Genomic DNA, 19,878 nt, shown 5'->3' with positions numbered 1-19,878 from the left:
ACGCCTACCGTGCCGGGGCAGAATAGAAGGGCTCATGACGCAACGCGAGGACATCCAGTTCAGGTCCGGTGCCGACCGGATCAGCGCATGGCTGTACCGGCCGGAGCGCGGTGGCCCCGCGCCGCTGCTGGTGATGGCGCACGGGCTGGGTGCGGTGCGCACCATGCGACTGGACGCCTATGCCGAACGATTCAGCGCCGCCGGCTACGCCTGCCTGGTGTTCGACTACCGCAACTTCGGCGACAGCGAAGGCCAGCCGCGGCAGCTGCTCGACATCGGCATGCAGCTCGCGGACTGGGCGGCCGCGGTCGCCCACGCCCGCACCCTGGAGGACATCGATCACGATCGAATCGGCGTGTGGGGCACGTCTTTTGGCGGCGGGCACGCGATCGCGACGGCGGCCCGGGTGCCGGGCATCAAGGCCGCCGTGGCCCAATGCCCCTTCACAGACGGCGTCGCATCCGCGCGCACGCTCAGCCCGGCGATCTTCGGCCGTGTCGGCCTGCTGGCCGCGCGCGACCTCTTCGCGGCCCGGCTGGGCAGGTCGCCGGTCACGATTCCCGCGGCCGGCAAGCCGGGTGAGGTCGCCCTGATGAACGCGCCCGATGTGTACCCCGGCTACATGAGGCTGGTCCCCGAGGGCCAGACGGTGCCCAACGAGGTCGCCGCCCGGCTCGCCTTGAAGGTCATCACCTACCGTCCGGGCCGGCTGGCCGCGAAGGTGGCCTGCCCGATCCTGTTCTGCGTCTGCGAGGCCGACTCGGTGGCTCCCCCGGTGCCGACGCTGCGCTACGCGGCGAAGGCCCCGCGCGGCGAGGTCCGCATGTATCCCGAGGGGCATTTCGATATCTATGTCGGCGACGCGTTCGAGCGCGTCGTCGCGGACCAGCTCGCCTTTCTCGACCGACACCTCAAACGTGTGACTGCTTAGAACATGTGCGAAACGCCAGACTTCCTGGCGGGACGGATTTACCCTCGGTCAATACCTAATACCCACGGTTCCGGACAACTCCCATTGGGCCGGGATGGGGTCCGTGGGGAAAGGACGGGGAGATGTCCGACTTAATTGCTGCCCCTGAGACCTTGGCGTCAACGGCCGCCGATGTGCAAAGCATCGGTTCGGCGATCAACGCGGCCGGCGCGAATGCCGCGGGACAAACGACCGGTTTGCTCGCGGCGGCCGAGGACGAGGTGTCGGCGGCCATCGCAAACCTATTCGGCGCGTACGGCCGGGAATATCAAGCGCTTCTCGGGCAGGCCGAAAGTTTTCATAGCCAGTTCACCCAGGCCTTGGGGGCCGCGGCGGCCGCCTACGCGCAAGCCGAGACGACCAACGCAGCCGTCGTCTCGGGGGCCTCGCCTATCGGTACGCCGCTGTCGGTGGTGCAGCTGGCCTCCCCCGGAGACCCGCTGTTCGCGTTGATCATGGGCGGCACGAATAACCCACAACCCGACCCCAAATACGTGACCAGCGTCTTCAACGCGTACATCAAGCCCCTCTACCCGTCGGTCTCATCGCCGCCGCTGCCCGTCTTCACGCCGGAGCAGTTCTGGCCGGTGACGCCGAACCTCGGGAGCATGACGTTCGGCCAGTCCGTGGCCAAGGGCGTCACGTTGCTGAACAACGCGATCACTTCGACACTGAGCGACCCGAACAATAGCGCCGTGGTTTTCGGCTACTCGCAGAGCGCCGCGATCGCCACTAACGAGATAAACGCCCTCATGGCGGCGGGATCCCCGTATCAGGGCCACTTGAACTTCGTGCTGATCGGCAATCCCAACAACCCCGTCGGCGGCATCCTCGAGCGCTTCCCCGGCTTCTACATCCCATTCCTGGACGTGGCGTTCAACGGCGCGACCCCGCCGAATTCGCCGTACCCGACCTCGATTTACACATACCAATACGACGGCATCGCCGACCTACCCCAGTACCCGCTCAATCTCGTCTCCGACCTCAACGCGTTCATGGGCTATTTCTTCGTCCACAGCTCATATCCCGACCTGACGGCTACCCAGGTGGGCACCGCCGTGCAGCTGCCCACGTCGCCCGACTACACCGGCAACACGAAGTACTACATGTTCATGACCCAGAACCTGCCGCTGCTGGAGCCGATCCGCGCCATCCCCTACGCCGGTCCGCCGATCGCCGACATCTTCCAGCCGGATCTGCGCGTGCTCGTCGACCTGGGCTACGGCGACTACGGGCCGGGCGCCAACTACGCGAACATTCCCACCCCGGCCGGACTGTTCGACCTGCCGAACCCGTTCACGGTCATTCCCGACCTCGCCCTGGGCGCCGTGCAGGGTCCGTACGGCGCCGTGGTCGAGATCGGGGTGGAGGCGGGCCTGCTGTCGCCCTCGTACTTCCCGGACACCTACCCATGGGTTCCGTCCATCAACCCCGGCCTGAATGTCTCGTTCGGCCAGTCGAGCACGACGCTGCTGTCCCTGCTGAGCGGGGCGGCCGGGAACGTGCTGCACCTGATCCCGCCGCCCAATTTCGGCTGACGGCTAAGGGCCGAGCGGGGAATGCTGCCGGATCGACTCGTCGCGAATCAAACCCCGCAGCAGCGCGGTGCTGAACTCGGCGGCGATCTCCTTGGCGGTGCGCCGCCCGCTCGGCCGCAGCCACCGGTAGCTGCCCAGCGTCATCCCGATGTAGCCCAGCGCCACCACGTGCGAGTCGCACTTGTAGAACTCGCCGCTGGCGATCCCGCGGTCGATGAGCCCGTGCACGTGCTCGTAGACCTGGGCCTCCTTCTCGCGGACCTCGGCGACCTGCTCGGAGGTGAACCACTCGGTGATGTACGGCTGCTCCTGGAAGTACACGGCCGCCCGCTCCGGATTCGCCGCGATCCCCGTCAGCAGGCGGACGGTGTACTGGTAGAGCGCCTCGCGGGCCGTCCACGACGGATCGTCGTGCACGGCGGCCAGCGTGCCCTCGGCGGCCTGGCGGTAAATGTCGAAGAGGATCAGCGACTTGCTGGCGTAGTAGTGGTAGACGGTCGCCTTGTTGAGCCCGATCACGTCGGCGACGTCGTCCATCCGGGTGCCGTGATAACCGCGCGCGGCGAACAGCTTGGTGGCAACGGCCAGCAACTCCTCGCGGCGGGTCAGCCCGTTCTCGGATGGCATTTGTCTCTGGGTGCTCTCTATCGTTCACTGCCGGCGGGCCACGCTGAGGCCCGGATAAGGCAAAGTACCAATCAACTGGTTGGACAGTTTAAGGGCACCGCCGCCTGTCGCAGCGGCGCGTCTGGGACTAGCATGGTGTGTCGAACCGGTCGCGAGTCGAGAGGTGGGGACATGGATCCGAGTCCGGACTATGACATGAGCGACGAGATCGAGTTCTTCTTCAAGTACGTCCCGTGGGGTCTGCGCGGCGTGGTCGACGGCAACGGATACCCGCCACCGGCCTACCCGCCCGTCTAAGCCCCTACAGCGCTTTCAGCTCCTCGGCGACCTCCGTCACCGACTTCTTCGCGTCCCCGAACAGCATCGTGGTCCCGTCGGCGTAGAACAGCGGGTTGTCGATGCCCGCGAATCCCGAGTTCATCGACCGCTTCAGCACGATCACCGACTTCGCCTTGTCCACATTGAGGATCGGCATGCCGTAGATCGGGCTGGATGCCTCGTTGCGGGCCGCCGGGTTGGTGACGTCGTTGGCGCCGATGACGATCGCGACGTCGGTGCGCGCGAACTCGTCGTTGATGTCGTCCATGTCCTTCATCGCGTCGTAGTCCACCTCGGCCTCGGCCAGCAGCACGTTCATGTGCCCGGGCATGCGGCCGGCGACCGGGTGGATCGCGTACTTCACCGCGACACCCTTGTCCTCGAGCAGCGAGGCCATGTCCTTGACGGCGTGCTGGGCCTGCGCGACGGCCAGGCCGTAGCCCGGCACCACGATCACCTGGTTGGCGTAGGCCATCTGGATGGCCGCGTCGGCGGCCGACGTCGCCTTGACGTGCTTGTCGCCGCCGCCGTCGGCGCTGGGCGCCACCCCGCCGCCGCCGAAACCGCCCGCGACGATCGCGGGAATGGAGCGGTTCATAGCCTTGGCCATCAGGTTGGTCAGGATCGAGCCGGACGCGCCGACGATCATGCCGGCCACGATCATCGCGGTGTTGTTCAGCGCCAAACCGGCCGCGGCGGCCGACAGCCCCGTCATCGCGTTCAGCAGGGAGATGACCACCGGCATGTCGGCGCCGCCGATGGGCAGCACCACCATCAGGCCGAGCACGCCGGCGGCGGCCAGCAGGCCGATCATCCACCACAGGGCCACCCCACCGCTGCCCGGATGCGCGCCCAGGCCGATGACGACCGCGGCGGCCACCGCGCCGGCCAGCAGCAGCAGGTTGATCGGTTGCTGGGCCCTCCCGAAGCCGATCGGCGACCCGGAGATGATCTCCTGCAGCTTGCCGAAGGCGATGATCGAACCCCAGAACGAGATCGACCCGATGATCGCGGCGAACAACGACGCGACCACGATGTGCACGGTCGGCGACTCGCCGTGCTGGAAGGCCGAAAAGCCTTGGGTTTCAATGAATTCCGACAGCGCGATGAGGGCGACGGTGCCACCGCCGACGCCGTTGAAGAACGCCACCAACTGCGGCATGGCGGTCATCTTTGTGTAGCGGGCCGGCGGGACGCCGAGCGCGACGCCCACGACCAGCCCGAGGATGATCAGCACCCACTGGTCGGTGTGCCGGATCTTGATGAGCGTCGCCGTCACGGCCAGGGCCATGCCCACCGCGGCGATCAGGTTGCCGCGCACGGCGGTCTTGGGCCCGGTCAGGCCCATCAGCCCATAGATGAACAGCGAGAACGAGATGATGTAGAGGACGGTGACCAGGTAGTTCATTTGGCGACCTCGTCAACTTTGGCGGGCACCGGCTTCTTCTTGCCCTTGAACATCCCGAGCATCCGGTCGGTGACGATGAAACCGCCGATGACGTTGAGCGTGCCGAACACCACCGCGACGAACAGGATGATCTGCACCGCGAGCGACGGGTGCTCGACCTCCCCGAACACCACCAGCGCGCCGAGCACCACGATCCCGTGGATGGCGTTGGTGCCCGACATCAGCGGCGTGTGCAGCGTGTTGGGCACCTTCGAGATCACCGCGAACCCGACGAACCCGGACAGCACCAGGATCGCCAGGTTGGCCAACAGCTCGTCGTACATCTAAGAGTCCTTTCGATCGCGGGTCACACACGAGTCCGCGATGACCTCGTCGTCGAAGTCCGGCGCCAGCTTCCCGTCCTTGATCAGCAGGTCCAGCAGCGCCGTGATGTTCTTGCTGTACAGCTCGCTGGCGTGCTCGGGCATGGTCGCGGGCAGGTTCAGCGGCGAGGCGATGGTGACGTCGTGCTTGACGACGGTGCGGCCCGGCTCGGTCAGTTCGCAGTTGCCGCCGGTTTCACCGGCGAGGTCGACGATCACGCTGCCGGGTTTCATCGCCTCCACCGCCGCCGCGGTGACCAGCCGCGGCGCCGGGCGGCCGGGCACCAGCGCGGTGGTGATCACCACGTCGAATCCGGCGATCGCGTCTTCCAGCGCCTTCTGCTGCTGGGCGCGCTCCTCGTCGGTCAGCTCGCGGGCGTAGCCGCCCTCACCGGCCGCGTCGATGCCGACGTCGAGCCACTGCGCCCCCACCGAGCGGACCTGGTCGGCCACCTCCGGACGCACGTCGTAGCCGGTGGTGCGGGCGCCCAGCCGCTTGGCCGTCGCCAGCGCCTGCAGCCCGGCCACCCCGACGCCGAGCACCAGCACGGTGGCGGGCTTCACGGTTCCCGCCGCGGTGGTGAGCATCGGGAAGAACCGGGTCGATTCGGAGGCCGCCAGCAGGACGGCCTTGTACCCGGCCACGTTGGCCTGTGATGACAGGGCATCCATCACCTGGGCGCGCGAGATGCGGGGGATCGCCTCCAGCGCGAACGCCTGAACCCCGGCCTGCTTCAGCGCACCGATCGCGTTGTCGGCGTTGCGCGGCGCCAGAAAACCGATCAGCGTCTGGCCGCTGTGCAACCGGGCGACCTCGTCGGCGGTCGGCGGCGCGACCTTGACGACCACGTCGGCCGCCCAGGCGTCCCCGATGCTCGCCCCCGCCTCGGTGTACAGCCCGTCGGGTAGCAGCGCGCCCTCGCCCGCACCGGACTCGACCACCACCGCCAAACCGCTGTTGACCAGCGACGCGACCGCCTTCGGCACCAGCGCGACGCGCCGCTCGTCGGCCCCGGACTCGGCGACCACCCCCACCGTCGTCTGCGCTTCTGTCATGGCGCGTACATCTACTTTCCTTATGTCTTTGGCTTGCCGCAGACACCCTAACCTGTCACCAGAGCGGGATATCTCGGCCGTGTTCCGATGCGGGCCGGGGCCCGAAGTAGCGGCGCTCCGACTCCTCGATCGGCACGTCGTTGATGCTGGCCTCGCGTCGGGCCATCAGCCCCGAGTCGCTGAACTCCCACAGCTCGTTTCCGTAGCTGCGGTACCACTGGCCTTCGTGGTCGTGGCACTCGTACTGGAACCGCACCGCGATGCGGTTGTCGTGGAAGTCCCACAGGCTCTTGCGCAGCGAGTAGTCGAGTTCGCGCTCCCACTTGCGGGTCAGGAACGCGACGATCTCGTCGCGGCCCACGATGTGCTCGCCGCGATTGCGCCAGTGCGAGTCGGGCGTGTACGCCAGGCTGACTCGCTCGGGGTCGCGGGTGTTCCAGGCATCCTCGGCGGCCTGGACCTTCTGCAACGCAGTTTCGAGGGTGAACGGCGGGAACGGGGGGCGGGATTTGGTCATGGCGTCCATCTTGCGCTGCCGCGAGCAGACGCAGAATCGCACGAATTCTCACTGTGGCATGCGATTCTGCGTCTGCTCGCGCTGAAAGATATCGTGACGGTCATGGACTTCGCGATGTCGGCCAAAGCCAGCGACTACCACAAGCGATTGTCCGACTTCATGATCGAGTACGTCTTCCCGGCCGAGGCCGAATACGACAAATACCGTCACGAGGCCGGCCCCAATGACCACACCGTTCCGCCGGTCATCGAGCAACTGAAACTCAAGGCCAAACAGCAGGGCCTGTGGAACCTGTTCCTGCCCGCCGAGTCGGGCCTCACCAACCTGGAATACGCCCCGCTGGCCGAGCTGACCGGCTGGAGCCTGGAGATCGCGCCCGAGGCGCTCAATTGCGCGGCGCCCGACACCGGCAACATGGAGACCCTGCACCTGTTCGCCACCGAGGAGCAGCGCAAGCAGTGGCTGGAGCCCTTGCTGGCCGGGGAGATCCGCAGCGCCTTCTCGATGACCGAGCCCGGAGTCGCCAGCAGCGACGCCCGCAACATCGAAACGTCCATCGAGCGCGACGGCGCCGACTACGTCATCAACGGCCGCAAGTGGTGGACGTCCGGGGCGGCCGACCCGCGCTGCAAGATCCTCATCGTGATGGGCCGCACCAACCCCGACGCGGCCAGCCACCAACAACAGTCGATGGTGCTGGTGCCGATCGACACCTCGGGCGTGACCGTCGTCCGCTCGACGACGGTCTTCGGTTACCAGGACCAACCCGGGCACTGCGAGATCATCTACGACAACGTCCGGGTGCCGGTCACCAACCTGCTCGGCGAGGAGGGTGCCGGCTTCGCGATCGCCCAGGCCCGGCTGGGACCGGGCCGCATCCACCACTGCATGCGGGCGCTGGGCGGTGCCGAACGCGCGCTGGCCCTGATGGCCGACCGCGCCCGCAACCGGGTGGCGTTCGGCCGTCCGCTGGCCGAGCAGGGCGTGGTGCGGGAGGCAATTGCCAAGTCCCGCAACGAAATCGACCAGGCCCGGCTGCTGTGCGAGAAGGCGGCGTGGACGATCGACCAGCACGGCAACAAGGCCGCCCATCTGCTGGTCTCGCAGATCAAGGCGGTCGCCCCGCAGGTGGCCTGCAACGTGATCGACCGCGCGATCCAGGTGCACGGCGCCGCCGGCGTCAGCGAGGACACCGTGCTGGCCCGGTCGTACGGCTGGCATCGCGCCATGCGTCTTTTCGACGGACCCGACGAGGTGCACATTCGGACCATCGCGCGCTACGAGCTCGGCGGGGAGCAATCCGCGCTCGCCGCGGCGGTAACCCGGCATGGCTGAAGCCGTGCGAGAACTGTCCGGCGCGTGGAACTTTCGTGATGTCGCTGACGGTGTCGACGCGCTCCGGCCCGGGCGGGTGTTCCGGTCCGGCGAGCTGAGCCGCCTCGACGACGACGGCCGGGCGACGCTGCGCCGGCTGGGCGTTACGGACGTGGCCGACCTGCGCGCGGCGCGCGAGGTGGCCCGGCGCGGCCCGGGGCTGGTGCCCGACGCCATCGAGATCCACCTGCTGCCGGTTCCCGACCTCTCCGACCAACCCGACGACGACGGCGAGGCCGCCGCGCCGCACGAGGAGGCGTTCCAGCGGCTGCTGCGGGGTGAATCCGACGGCTCCGAGGAATCGGTGAACGAGACCGCCGTCCGCTTCATGACCGACGAGTACCGCCAATTCCCAACGCGCAACGGGGCGCAGCGCGCGCTGCGCCGCGTCGTCACCCTGCTGGCCGCCGGGCGCCCGGTGCTCACCCACTGTTTCGCGGGCAAGGACCGCACCGGCTTCGTCATCGCGACCGTGCTCGAGGCGGTCGGCGTCGACCGCGACGCCATCGTCGCCGACTTCTTGCGCAGCAACGACGCCGTACCCGAGCTCCGGACGCACATCTACGAAATGATCCAGCAGCGCGGGGACACTGAACTGACGCCGGAGGTGGTGACCTTCACCGAAGCCCGGCTGTCCGACGGCGTCCTCGGTGTGCGTCCCGAATACCTGGCCGCCGCCCGCCAAACGATCGACACCGAATTCGGTTCGCTCGGCGCGTATCTGAGCGACGCGGGCATCACCGAGGCCGACGTGGATCGGCTGCGCACCCAACTGCTCGGCTGAGCCGCGTGCCGTCGGCGCAAACGCCGGACAGGATCGGCAGTTCGCCCTAGGCTGACGGGGTCCGCCTGCAGCGGTCGAGTCACGCCTTTGCCGGGAAAGGATCAGGCCGATGACGTATGTGATCACCGAGCCGCAGATGATGGCGTCGGTCGCGGCGGAAATCGAGGGAATCGGTTCGGCGTTCAGCGCCGCGACGGCCGCGGCGGCGGCCCCGACGTCGGGTCTGGCGGCGGCGGCCGGCGACGAGGTGTCGGCGGCCATCGCCGATGTATTCGGCACGTTCGGCCAGGAGTATCAGGCCCTCGTCGCGCGGTTGGGGGCGTACCAGAGCCAGTTCCAGCAGACGCTCGCGTCCGCGGGAATCGCGTATGCGGAAACGGAGGCCGCCATCGCCGGCACCCTGGGGCTGGGAGCGGCCGCACCCGCGGCGCCGGTGCCCGCCGCCACCATTCCCCCGTTCCCGGCAAACCTGGTGTCGATTTTCATCGGCGGCACCGGGGTCCCCATCCCGTCACCGTCATTCGTCACCCGGGCCAACAACCTCTACGTCCGTTCGCTGACCACCTTAGAAGCGCTGTACACGCCCGAGCAGCTGTACCCGCTCACCGGTGTCAAGAGCCTGCCGCTGAATCAGTCGGTCGCCGAGGGCGTGACGATTCTGGACAACACGCTGTACAACACCATCCACAATCAGGGGCAATCGGTAACGGTTTTCGGCATTTCGCAGAGCGCCATCATCTCCTCGCTGGAGATGCAGAACCTCGCCAACGGCACCTCTTTGTTCGGTGCGAACCCGCCCCCCGTCAACATGCTCAACTTCGTGCTGACCGGCAACGAGGTCAACCCCAACGGCGGCATGCTGTCGCGGTTCCCGAATCTCTCCCTGCCCGCCCTGGGTCTGGACTTCTATCCCGCGATGAATGCCAACACGCCCTACCACGTGGCCAACTACACGCTGGAATACGACGGGTTCGCCGACTTCCCGCGGTATCCGATCAACATCGTTTCCGACCTCAACGCGGTCGCGGGAATCGTGTTCGTGCACACCACATATCTGGATCTGTCGACGACCCAGGTCAACAACGCGATTCAATTGCCGACGTCCCCGGGCTACACCGGAAACACCACGTACTACATGATTCCCACGGCGGACCTGCCGCTGCTGAAGCCGCTGGATGCCATCCCGGTCATCGGAAAGCCGCTGGTCGATCTGATCCAGCCGGACATGAAGGTACTGGTCAATCTGGGTTACGGTCCCGACCCCACCCTCGGGTACTCGACGAGCTACGCCGACGTGCCGACGCCGTTCGGTTTGTTCCCGGATGCCAACCCGGGCACCGTGTTCAACGCGCTGGCGACCGGAACCCAGCAGGGGATCCACGACTTCTCGCTCGACCTGCAGCAGATCGCGTCGCAACCCCCCACCACCGTCGTGCCGCAGTTCACCCTGCCGACCTCGCCGCCGGACCCGACGACGACGCTAGCCAATTTCCCGTCACCGCAACGGGTCTTCGACACCGTCAACAAGATCGTGTCGACCGACTACGCGGTCGCGCTTCCGACGGCCGACATCGGCTACTCGCTGGCCACCGAGCTGCCGTTCTACGACACCGAGCTCTTCCTGAGCCAGCTCGGGCAGGGCAACCTGGTCAACGCGATCGGCTATCCGATCGCGGCCGACGTAGGACTGGGAACGATCGCGGGCGGGGTCGAATTCCTCACCATCGCATCGGCACTCGCGAGCAACGTCAAGGACATCCAGAGCCTCATTCCCTAACGCGCACAATGGATCCGGTACAAACACGCCACTCCCGGGCGGCGGCAGCGCTCCTACGCCCAAAAACGCCGGTGCAAAACGCCAACAAGAAGACGCTGGCGCTCCTAAGCTAGCTGGGTGCCGGTTCCGGCGATGCGCCTGGTCATCGGGTTAGCCGCGTCGTCGGGACTCTCGTGTCCGGAAGGGAAGAGCCGATGACGAGCTTGATCACGCAGCCCCAGATCTTGACGACGGCCGCAGCGGATGCTTCTGCGATTGGTTCGGCGATCGACGAGGCCAAGGCGGCCGCCGCGGGCCCCACCACGAGTCTGGCCGCGGCGGCCCAAGACGAGGTATCGGCCATCACCGCGCAGTTCTTCGGCTCGTTCGGGCAGGAATACCAGGCGCTGCTGCAGCAGGCGGCCGCGTTCCACGGACAGTTCGTCGCGGCCTTGGGCGCCGCCGGAAACGCTTACGCGCAAGCCGAAGCCGAGATCGCCGGCACGCTGGGGCTCACCGGCACGGCCGCCCCGGCATTCACGGCGGTACAACAGGCGGCCGACCCGGCCGTCAAGGCTATCTTGGTCATGACCGGCACCGGTACCGCCAACCCGCCACAGAGCTACGTCGACAACGTCACCAGCCGCTACCTGAAGAATTTCACCAGCGCTCTCACGCTCCCCGTGACCACGGCCGAGGGGTTGTATCCGTTCAGCGGCGTCAAAGACCTGACGCTGGACATCTCCTTGGCCCGCGGCGTCACCGCGCTGGACAACATCATCAACCAGCAGATCACGCCCGGCTTGGGCGGGCCGACCAATAGCGTTTCCATCCTGGGCTACTCGCAGAGTGCGATCATCTCCTCGCTGGAGATGCCAAAACTCCTCGCCGAGGGCTTTGTCGGTTCACTCAACCCGGCGACGAACCAGGTGTACTTCACGTTGCTCGGTGACCCGGCCAATCCCAACGGCGGCCTGATCGCACGCTTCCCGGGCCTGAGCTTCCCGAGCCTGGGCGTCACCTTCGGGACCTCCACGCCGAGCAATGACTTCCCGACCACCATTTGGACGCTCGAATACGACGGCTTCGCCGACTTCCCGCGCTATCCGATCGATATTTTCGCCGACCTCAACGCCCTCGCCGGCATCGTGTTCATCCATGGAACCTATCCGCATCTGACGGCGACTCAACTCGCGAATGCTTTCTTACTGCCGGGATCGACATCCGCGCCTTTGAATACCCCCGGCAGCATGACCGACTACTACATGATCCCCACCGATAACCTGCCGCTGTTGACGCCGCTGCGCGCGCTCCCGGTCATCGGCAACCCGCTCGCGGACCTGATCCAGCCGGACCTGAAGCTCCTCGTCAACTGGGGCTACGGCGACCCTAACTTCGGCTACTCGACCAGCCCGGCCAATATCCAGACCCCCTTCGGCTTCCTGCCGCCGCTAAGCGCGACAACGGAACTGGGGGCCCTCTTGCCTGGAGCCACCGCGCAGGGAGTCAACGCCTTCGCCAGCGATATGTCGAGCCTGGCGGGCTCCCTGCCAGGAGCCGCATCAACGGGCCTCGCCCAGCTGACAATGCCGCCGTCGGCGTCGCTTCCGACCACTCCCACGGGCATTATCCAGGCCATCGAATCCGCGAACACCAACATCGTCGGCACCCTCACGGGCGATTTCTCGACCGCCTACGCGACGCTGCTCCCGACCGCGGACATCGCGACCGCCATCGCGGTCACCCTCCCGTCGTACGACGTGAACCTGTTCCTCGACGGCATCACGCAAGCGATCAACGGCGATCCGGTTGGCGGGCTCATGAACGCGTTCGGCCGTCCGATCGCCGCCGATGTCGGATTGGTCACGCTGGCAGGCGGTTTCGAACTCATCAACTTCGTGAACGCGGGCGAGACGATCTTCACCGGGGTGCCGAATCCAGGTCCCCAGTAATCGACGGGCGCTAGGCTAACGGAAACGGATAACGCTGCGGCGGAGGCGCTTTCCGTCAGGGTTCGCTCTACAATCATGCGGAAGTCCGGTCGAGCCACAACCGTGAAGGCCGATAATCGATGACCAGTTTGGTTACGGAGCCGCAAGCCATGGCGGCGGCCGCAGCAGACTTGGCGAAACTAGATTCCGCGATCAGCGCCGCCCGAGGGGCCGCCGCGGGGCCAACGACCAGTCTGGTTGCCGCGGCGGAAGATGAGGTGTCGGCGCTCACCGCGGCATTCTTTGGCGGATACGGCCAAGAGTTCCATGCGCTCCTGTGGCGGGCGGCGGCATTCCATGATCGGTTCACGACCGCATTGGCCGTCGCCGGGAGCGCGTACTCGGGAATTGAGGCCGCGGCGTCGAACGCGCTGGGCACGCTTGAGGGTGACGTCGAGGCGCTGCTGGGCGGCAGCACCGCTCCCGTCTCGACCACGGTGACGGGTGCGTTGACGAACGCGGCGCCCCCGGTGCCGCCCGGTGACCCCGTCACGACATTGCTCATGGGCCCCAGCGGGATCCCGAATCCCACGCCGGAGCAGATCGCCCTCATCGCCGGAAAATACATCGACCCGTTTTGGCCCAACAGCGGGAACAATGTGGGGGTCTTCACGCCCGAGGGTCTGTACCCGATCACCGGCATCAAAGACTTGACCTTCAACGTGTCGGTGGCGCGTGGCGTGACCGCCCTCAACAACGCGATCCAGCCACTCGCCGTCCCCGGAAACACCATCAACGTTTTCGGCTACTCACAGAGCACCGTTGTCGCCTCATTGGAAATGCAGGCGCTCAACCCCACCAATACGCCGGGCGGAAGCTTGCTACCGCCGGGCGTAACCCTGAACTTCACCCTCGTCGGAGACCCGAGCAACCCCAACGGTGGTCTGCTCACACGCTTCCCAGGGCTGAGCATGCCGAGCTTGGGCCTGACGTTCGGCACCGCGACTCCGGACAATTCCTTCCCGACCCGCATCTATACGATCGAGTACGACGGCTTCGCGGACTTCCCGAGATACCCCATCAATCTTCTGTCCGATCTCAACGCCTTCATGGGCATCGCGACCGTGCACGGCACCTATCAGGATTTCTCGCTCAGCCAGATAGAAACCGCCACCCAGTTAACGAACACGTCTGGCCCGACTCAGACCCAATATTTCATCCTGCACACACCCAACCTTCCGCTGCTGGAACCCGTTCGAGCCATCCCGATTATCGGTAATCCCATCGCAGACCTGGTCCAGCCGGACTTACGGGTCCTGGTCGACGTGGGCTACGGCAGCACCACCCAGGGCTGGTCACCGGACCCGCCAAACGTTCCCACTCCATTCGGGGTGATCCCGCCGGTCAGTCCTGGCGCTGTCCTGAGCGCTCTGTCTACGGCGACACCGCAGGGTATCGCCGCCTTCACCCAGGACGTCAATGCCGGAATCGCCGGCGTTCCGTCGCAGCACGTCGCACTGTCCAACCTGACGTCGACAATCGAGCAGGTCGGTTCCGGCGGCATGACCTTCGGGCCGACACCGGCACCGACGCCGCCCTCGCCCGACGCCCTCATCGCGAACCTGCAATGGGCGAACACGAGAATCACCAACACAATTGCGCGCTCGGCATCGGCGGCTTACGCGACGCTGCTTCCGACGGCCGACATCGCGACGACGGTCGCAATCACCCTCCCGTCTTATGACCTGAATCTCTTCCTCGACGGCATCACGCAGGTGATCAACGGCGACCCCGTGGACGGGCTGATCTACGCGTTCGGCGCTCCGGTGGCCGCTGACATGGCATTGGGCACGCTCGCCGGCGGTTTCGAAGCCCGAGTCATCTTGGGTGCCGCCAAGGAGATTTACTACGCCTTTTTGGACCAGCCCGTGCCGGAGCCCGGCTAAGGCTCGAGCACCAGCTTGCCCAGCACACCGCCGTCGGCCAGGCTCTGCAGCGCGGCCTGCCCCTCCGACAGCGGATAACGCTGCGGCGGAGGGGGTTTCAGCCCGAGAAAGACCAACTGGTTCAGCCCCCAGGCGAACAGGGCCGCCGAACCGGGAACCCTGTTGAGGTACTCGCCCCACGCGACGCCCACCACGCTGACGTTGCGCAGCAGCAGCCGGTTGACCTTCACGGTCGGAATGCCGCCGGCGGCGAAGCCGATCACCAGCAGCTTGCCGTCGATCGCCAGGACCCGGATCGCGTCGTCGAACGCCGGGCCGCCGATGGGATCGACGACGATGTCGACCCCGCGGCCCTGGGTGTAGTCACGCACCTGGTCGGCCCAGCCTTCGGCCAGGGGCACGACCAGGTCGGCGCCCAGCGACGCGACATAGTCGGCCGCGGCTTCGCGATGCACAACGGCCAGCACCTTTTTCGCGCCCATCGCCCGCGCCACCTGGATGGCCGCGGTGCCCACTCCCCCGGCGGAACCCAGCACCAGGACCGTGTCGCCCGGCCGCATCGCGGCGCGGCGCGACAGCGCGAAATACATGGTGTTGTAGTTCACCAGCAGCGAAACCGCCTCGGCGTCATCGAGTTCCGCGGGGCTGCGCATCACGTTGGGCACGGGAACGGCCACCTGCTCCGCGTAGGAACCCAGGATCCCGAACGCCGAGACCCGCTCGCCCACCCGGAACCCCGAGCCCTCCGGCGCCGAGCTGACCACACCGGCGGCTTCCATGCCCGGGACGAACGGCGGGGGCAGCTTCAGCTGGTACTCGCCTTTGGTCAGCAGCAAGTCCGGAAAGCACACCCCGGCGGCCCGGACGTCGATGACGACGTGGTTGCCGTCGGCGCTGACGTCATCGATATCGGTGAAGACCATGCCGTCCGGACCGGACAGCTCTTGCACCACACAGGCTTTCATGACCTTAGAGCTTGAATCCGGCCTTTTGCGCTGCGGAGAGGTCCGTGATCTCGGTCCAGTGCGCGGCGACGTCCTGCACTGACGGCGGCTGGTCGAAGGTGACGCCGTCGTTCTGAAACAGCGCGGCACGCTGCACCTTGCCGCCACCGACGATGAAAACCGATCCGTTGTCGGCGCATTCCTCGGTGCACAGATAGGCCATCACCGGCGCGACGAAATCCGGCGTGAGCTTCTCGAACACCTCGGGCGGCAGGATGTCCTGGGTCATCCTGGTAGCCGCGATCGGGGCGAGCGCGTTGGCGTGGATGTTGTACTTGGCCCCCTCCTGGGCCAGCGTGTTGATCAGGCCGACCAGGCCGAGCTTGGCCGCCCCGTAGTTGGTCTGGCCGAAGTTGCCGAACAGCCCGCTGGTGGAGGTGGCGACGACGACGCGCCCGTAGCTCTGCTCGCGGAAATGCGGCCAGGCGGCGCGAATGACGTTGTACCCGCCGTACAGATGCACCTTGAGCACGGCGTCCCAGTTCTCGAATGTCATCTTGTGGAACGTGCCGTCGCGCAGGATCCCGGCGTTGCTCACCACACCGTGGACGGCGCCGAATTCGTCGAGCGCGGTCTTGATGATGTTCTCGGCGCCCTCGGGCTCGGCGACGCTGTCGTAGTTGGCCGCCGCCCGGCCGCCCGCGTCCTTGATCTCCTTGACCACCTCGTCGGCCATGTTGTGGCCGGCGCCGGTGCCGTCGCGGGCTCCGCCGAGGTCATTGACGATGACGCTGGCGCCCTCCTTGGCCAGGGTGAGGGCGTATTCGCGCCCCAGTCCTCCACCGGCTCCCGTGACGACGATGACACGATCCTGCACTCCGGGCATAAGGTTCCTCTCTGATGTGAAAAACTGTATCTGGCAAGCGATTTAGGGCGGTCGACGCCGTCAGAAGATCCTGCGGGCCATCTTGAAAGCCCGCTCCGTGTACGGCGGGTAGATGAAGCTGGACAGGTCGGGCCGGGTCGGCTTGGTCAGCACCGACTTGCGGTGGCTGAACTCCTCGAAGCCGTAGCGGCCGTGGTAGGCGCCCATACCCGAGGCGCCGACGCCGCCGAACGGCAGCTTGGCGGTCGACACCTGGAAGGCCAGGTGGTTGACCAGCATGCCGCCGGCGGGCACCTCCTTGATCACCCGCTCGCGGATGTCCTTCGCCTTGGTGAACAGGTATGCGGACAACGGCTTTGGCCGCGAGTTGACGAAACGTATTGCCTCGTCCAGGGATTGGACCGTGATCACCGGCAGGATCGGCCCGAAGATCTCGTTCTGCATCAGCGGGCCGTCCGGGTCGGGATCGACGACGACCGTCGGCTGGATGCGCAGGGTCGACGCGTCGCAGGCGCCTCCGACGGTGACCTTGCCGTCCCCGTCCGAGAGGTAACCGCTGATCCGGTCGAACTGGCGCTGGTTGACGATGCGTATCCCCTGTTGCTCCTTGGAGCGCATCTTCGTGATGGCCGCGCCGATCTTGTCGACGAGTTCGTCGCGGATCTTCGCGTCGGCCAACACGTAGTCGGGTGCGACGCAGGTCTGCCCGCCGTTGAGCAGTTTGATCCATGCGATCCGCTTGGCCGCGACGTCCAGGTCGGCGTCGGCGGCCACGATCACCGGGCTCTTGCCGCCGAGCTCGAGCGTGCAGGGGGTCAGGTGCGGTGCCGCGCCTTCGTAGACCTTGCGGCCGATCTCGGTGCCGCCGGTGAACATCAGGCGGTCCAGGCCCTGCGCGATCAGTTCCTGGCTCACCGCGCCGTCGCCCTCCACGACCGCGATCGCGTCGTTGTCGAGATAGCGCGGCACCAGCTCGGCCATCAATTTCGATGACGCGGGCGCGATTTCCGACGGCTTGAGGATGACGGCGTTGCCGGCGGCGATCGCCCCGACCGCCGGACCCAGCGTCAGGTAGAACGGGTAGTTCCACGCGCCGATGATCAGCACGGTGCCGTAGGGCTCGTACTCGATCCAGCCGCGCCCGGGCCGCTGCGGCAGCTCCAGCCGTTGGTAGCGGCGGCGCGTCCACTTCCGCAGGTGCTTGGCCGCGTATTTCGCCTCACCGACGGTCGTCCCGATGTCGGCGATGAACGACTCGAATTTGTTGCGGTCCAGGTCCGCGGCGAGGGCGGCGCTGATCGCCTCCTCGTTCTCCTCCATCAGCTTTTGCAGTTGCAGCAACTGCTGCCTGCGCCACTCGACGTCGCGGGTCCGCCCGGAGGCGAATGTCTTGCGGAGCCGGGCCACCGTGGCGGGGATGTCGAGAGTCTGAGCTGACGCGCCGTTCGTGGATTCCTTGGATTTCTGTGCAACCGATTCGGTGGTCATCATGGTCCTTCCCGAGCAGAGTCGCCCGCTGCAGTGCGGGTGGCCGCTCATCGGTGATAACCGCGATCCTAACCATCCGGTTGGGGGAGCAGTAGGAAGGATCCGCCCTAGCTCAGGGTTTGGTTGCCGTCACGAAGCTGTTCACAAACGGCCGTGCGTCGGACTCCGGCGGGCGCCCCAACCGACCCGCTTTCCTCGCGCGCGCTCACCGACTCCGTCTCCCAGCCCTGCGCGGCGAACCAATCGGCCGGCTCCGAGCGGCCGCCGTGGTCAAACCAGAGATCAAAGGGGTTGAACGAGGTGTCCTCGCCGCGCGCTTCGCGTTTGGCCCGCAGCTCGGCCCACTTTTGTTCGGCCTCTTTGCGCTTTTCTTCGTCGGCACCGAAGATTTCCACGGCCACCCGGCTGCCCGATCCGCTCAGCTCGTCGATCGAGGCAAACATGGCTTCCTGCGCGGCCGCCGGCAGAAACGGCAACAACCCCTCTGCGAGCCAGGCGGTCGGACAGGTCGCATCGAAGCCGGCGTCGCGCAGCGCGAGGGGCCAGTCGTGGCGCAGGTCCACGGGCACCGGGCGCCGGTCGACGATCGGGGCGGCCCCGTGCGCGGCGAGCGTCTCGGCCTTGTACTCCAGCACCTTGGGCAGATCGATCTCGTAGACGACGGTGCCGTCCGGCCAGTCGAGGCGGTAGGCACGCGAATCCAGCCCGGCCGCGAGGATCACCACCTGCCGAATACCGGCCGTTGCAGCCGCGGCGAAGTAGCGATCGAAGAAGTGGGTGCGGACCGCCTGATAGTTGATCGTCTGCTGAGCGCCGACCGCGTGGTCCACCTCATCGTCGGGATCCCCGGCCCACCAGGCGGCGACCTGCTCGCGAACCCCCTCGAGTTCGGGAGTAGACACCAGCACCTCGGCGAATCGGTCGGAGATCAGCGGCTCGGGGCTGGCGGTCTCGGCGGCGCGGGCCAGCGCCACCATCACCGCGGTCGCCCCGACGCTGGTGGCGATGTCCCAGGAGTCGTCCGCGGTGCGCGGCATCTACAGCCGCTCGGCGATCACGAAGTCGGAGAACGCGTCCTTGTCGTCGGCCATCGGGACGTTCTCGACAAGGCGGCCCAGCCGGCGCATCGCGTCGATCGAGTGCTCCGCCGTCGCGCGCCAGCCGTGTTCGTTGAGCCACTCCGCGACGTCCGCGCGGTGGTCGTCGCGGTACATCAGCTCCCCGACGTCGACGGTCTCCTCCAAGCCGATCTCGTCGGCCACCTTCCTGAAGCGTTCCCGCATCAGCTGGCGCCGCTCTTCGGCGTGGTTGGGCGCGGTTTCGGCCGACACCCGGCTGCCGGCGGCGCTCAGCTCGCCGATCAGGGTGAAGAGCCGGTCCTGAGCCTCGGCGGGCAGGTACATCAGCAGCCCCTCGGCAAGCCATGCGGTGCGCTGCGTCGGGTCGAAGCCCGCGGCACGCAGCGCCGCCGGCCAGTCCTGGCGCAGGTCGATGGCCACCTCGCGGCGATCCGCGGAGGGTTTCACGCCGTTCTCGGCCAGCGTGGTGGATTTGTAGGCGAGCACCTCGGGCTGGTCGAGCTCGTACACCGTGGTGCCGGCCGGCCAGTCCAGCCGGTAGGCGCGCGAGTCCAGCCCCGACGCCAGGATGACGATCTGGCGGATCCCGGCGGCGACGGCATCGGTGAAGAAGGTGTCGAAGAAGTGCGTCCGTACCGCCTGGTAGCCGCGCATGTGGTGCAGGTGGGCCGCAGAATCCTCGTCGAGGGCCTCGACCTTGGCCGCGATCTCCGGGTCGAGCATCGCCTCCCACAAGACGCCGGCGCCGGCGTTGCTGACCAGCAGCCGGGCGTACGGGTCACGGATCAGCGGGTCGGGCCGTTCGGTTTCGACGGCGCGGGCGGCGGCCACCATGACGGCAGTGCTGCCGACGCTGGTCTTGATGTCCCAGGTGTCGTCGTGGGTGCGCAGTGA

At 66.9% G+C, this 19,878-nt stretch carries 18 protein-coding genes; 8 read left to right on the top strand and 10 right to left on the bottom strand.

Going from position 1 to position 19,878, the window contains the following annotated elements:
• Window positions 1-34 precede the first annotated feature (34 nt).
• Both AC5Y2S_RS23950 and AC5Y2S_RS23945 read left to right on the top strand, forming a co-directional pair.
• Window positions 35-931 (top strand): alpha/beta hydrolase, encoded by an 897-nt coding sequence (locus AC5Y2S_RS23950; protein ID WP_499958778.1) that lies wholly within the window; start codon window positions 35-37, stop codon window positions 929-931.
• 122 nt (window positions 932-1,053) lie between these two features.
• On the top strand, window positions 1,054-2,508 hold the full coding sequence (locus AC5Y2S_RS23945; RefSeq protein ID WP_499958776.1) for a PE family protein: 1,455 nt from the start codon (window positions 1,054-1,056) through the stop codon (window positions 2,506-2,508).
• Window positions 2,509-2,511: 3 nt separating this feature from the next.
• Here the strand turns inward: AC5Y2S_RS23945 and AC5Y2S_RS23940 are convergent, their stop codons facing one another.
• Entirely contained in the window at window positions 2,512-3,135 is a 624-nt protein-coding gene (locus tag AC5Y2S_RS23940) for a TetR/AcrR family transcriptional regulator (RefSeq protein WP_499902744.1), read from the bottom strand.
• Window positions 3,136-3,306: 171 nt separating this feature from the next.
• Between AC5Y2S_RS23940 and AC5Y2S_RS23935 the strand changes: the two genes are divergently transcribed.
• Complete coding sequence (locus AC5Y2S_RS23935) at window positions 3,307-3,432, top strand: hypothetical protein (protein ID WP_108637325.1); 126 nt, start codon at window positions 3,307-3,309, stop codon at window positions 3,430-3,432.
• Window positions 3,433-3,436: 4 nt separating this feature from the next.
• Here AC5Y2S_RS23935 and AC5Y2S_RS23930 read toward each other — a convergent pair whose 3' ends face one another.
• From AC5Y2S_RS23930 to AC5Y2S_RS23915, 4 genes are read right to left on the bottom strand one after another with little or no spacing between them, the layout of a single operon-like run.
• Entirely contained in the window at window positions 3,437-4,861 is a 1,425-nt protein-coding gene (locus AC5Y2S_RS23930; RefSeq protein ID WP_499958775.1) for an NAD(P)(+) transhydrogenase (Re/Si-specific) subunit beta, read from the bottom strand.
• On the bottom strand, window positions 4,858-5,184 hold the full coding sequence (locus AC5Y2S_RS23925) for an NAD(P) transhydrogenase subunit alpha part 2 (protein WP_066933457.1): 327 nt from the start codon (window positions 5,182-5,184) through the stop codon (window positions 4,858-4,860). The genes AC5Y2S_RS23930 and AC5Y2S_RS23925 overlap by 4 nt, the downstream gene beginning before the upstream one ends.
• Window positions 5,185-6,279, bottom strand: coding sequence for a Re/Si-specific NAD(P)(+) transhydrogenase subunit alpha (locus AC5Y2S_RS23920; RefSeq protein WP_499958774.1), 1,095 nt, complete (start codon window positions 6,277-6,279; stop codon window positions 5,185-5,187). It lies immediately after the preceding gene.
• A 55-nt stretch (window positions 6,280-6,334) separates the two neighbouring features.
• Window positions 6,335-6,796, bottom strand: coding sequence for a nuclear transport factor 2 family protein (locus AC5Y2S_RS23915; protein ID WP_499958773.1), 462 nt, complete (start codon window positions 6,794-6,796; stop codon window positions 6,335-6,337).
• Window positions 6,797-6,910: 114 nt separating this feature from the next.
• Here AC5Y2S_RS23915 and AC5Y2S_RS23910 point away from each other — a divergent pair, with 114 nt between their 5' ends.
• The 5 genes from AC5Y2S_RS23910 (at window position 6,911) to AC5Y2S_RS23890 (ending at window position 14,587) form a co-directional block, all read left to right on the top strand.
• The gene (locus tag AC5Y2S_RS23910) at window positions 6,911-8,131 is read left to right on the top strand and encodes an acyl-CoA dehydrogenase family protein (protein ID WP_499958992.1); all 1,221 of its coding nucleotides are present in this window, start codon (window positions 6,911-6,913) and stop codon (window positions 8,129-8,131) included.
• Window positions 8,124-8,954, top strand: coding sequence for a tyrosine-protein phosphatase (locus tag AC5Y2S_RS23905; protein WP_499958772.1), 831 nt, complete (start codon window positions 8,124-8,126; stop codon window positions 8,952-8,954). The genes AC5Y2S_RS23910 and AC5Y2S_RS23905 overlap by 8 nt, the downstream gene beginning before the upstream one ends.
• Before the next feature lie 109 nt (window positions 8,955-9,063).
• Complete coding sequence (locus AC5Y2S_RS23900) at window positions 9,064-10,731, top strand: PE family protein (RefSeq protein ID WP_499958770.1); 1,668 nt, start codon at window positions 9,064-9,066, stop codon at window positions 10,729-10,731.
• Window positions 10,732-10,925: 194 nt separating this feature from the next.
• Window positions 10,926-12,662 (top strand): PE family protein, encoded by a 1,737-nt coding sequence (locus AC5Y2S_RS23895; RefSeq protein ID WP_499958769.1) that lies wholly within the window; start codon window positions 10,926-10,928, stop codon window positions 12,660-12,662.
• Window positions 12,663-12,781: 119 nt separating this feature from the next.
• Entirely contained in the window at window positions 12,782-14,587 is a 1,806-nt protein-coding gene (locus AC5Y2S_RS23890) for a PE family protein (protein ID WP_499958768.1), read from the top strand.
• On the opposite strand, the gene AC5Y2S_RS23885 is transcribed toward AC5Y2S_RS23890, so the two are convergent.
• From AC5Y2S_RS23885 to AC5Y2S_RS23865, 5 genes are all read right to left on the bottom strand, one after another.
• The gene (locus AC5Y2S_RS23885) at window positions 14,584-15,552 is read right to left on the bottom strand and encodes an NADPH:quinone oxidoreductase family protein (protein ID WP_499958767.1); all 969 of its coding nucleotides are present in this window, start codon (window positions 15,550-15,552) and stop codon (window positions 14,584-14,586) included. The genes AC5Y2S_RS23890 and AC5Y2S_RS23885 overlap by 4 nt on opposite strands.
• Before the next feature lie 4 nt (window positions 15,553-15,556).
• Window positions 15,557-16,417, bottom strand: a complete 861-nt coding sequence (locus tag AC5Y2S_RS23880; protein ID WP_499958765.1) for an SDR family oxidoreductase — start codon at window positions 16,415-16,417, stop codon at window positions 15,557-15,559.
• Window positions 16,418-16,477: 60 nt separating this feature from the next.
• Complete coding sequence (locus AC5Y2S_RS23875; RefSeq protein ID WP_499958763.1) at window positions 16,478-17,908, bottom strand: aldehyde dehydrogenase family protein; 1,431 nt, start codon at window positions 17,906-17,908, stop codon at window positions 16,478-16,480.
• 104 nt (window positions 17,909-18,012) lie between these two features.
• On the bottom strand, window positions 18,013-18,942 hold the full coding sequence (locus AC5Y2S_RS23870) for an SAM-dependent methyltransferase (RefSeq protein WP_499958761.1): 930 nt from the start codon (window positions 18,940-18,942) through the stop codon (window positions 18,013-18,015).
• On the bottom strand, window positions 18,943-19,875 hold the full coding sequence (locus AC5Y2S_RS23865; protein ID WP_499903265.1) for a class I SAM-dependent methyltransferase: 933 nt from the start codon (window positions 19,873-19,875) through the stop codon (window positions 18,943-18,945).
• Between the last annotated feature and the right edge of the window lie 3 nt (window positions 19,876-19,878).

Source organism: Mycobacterium sp. NGS69 (genome assembly GCF_059812165.1).
Note: the sequence above shows the minus strand (reverse complement) of the source record. Positions and strands in the feature narration are given on the sequence as shown.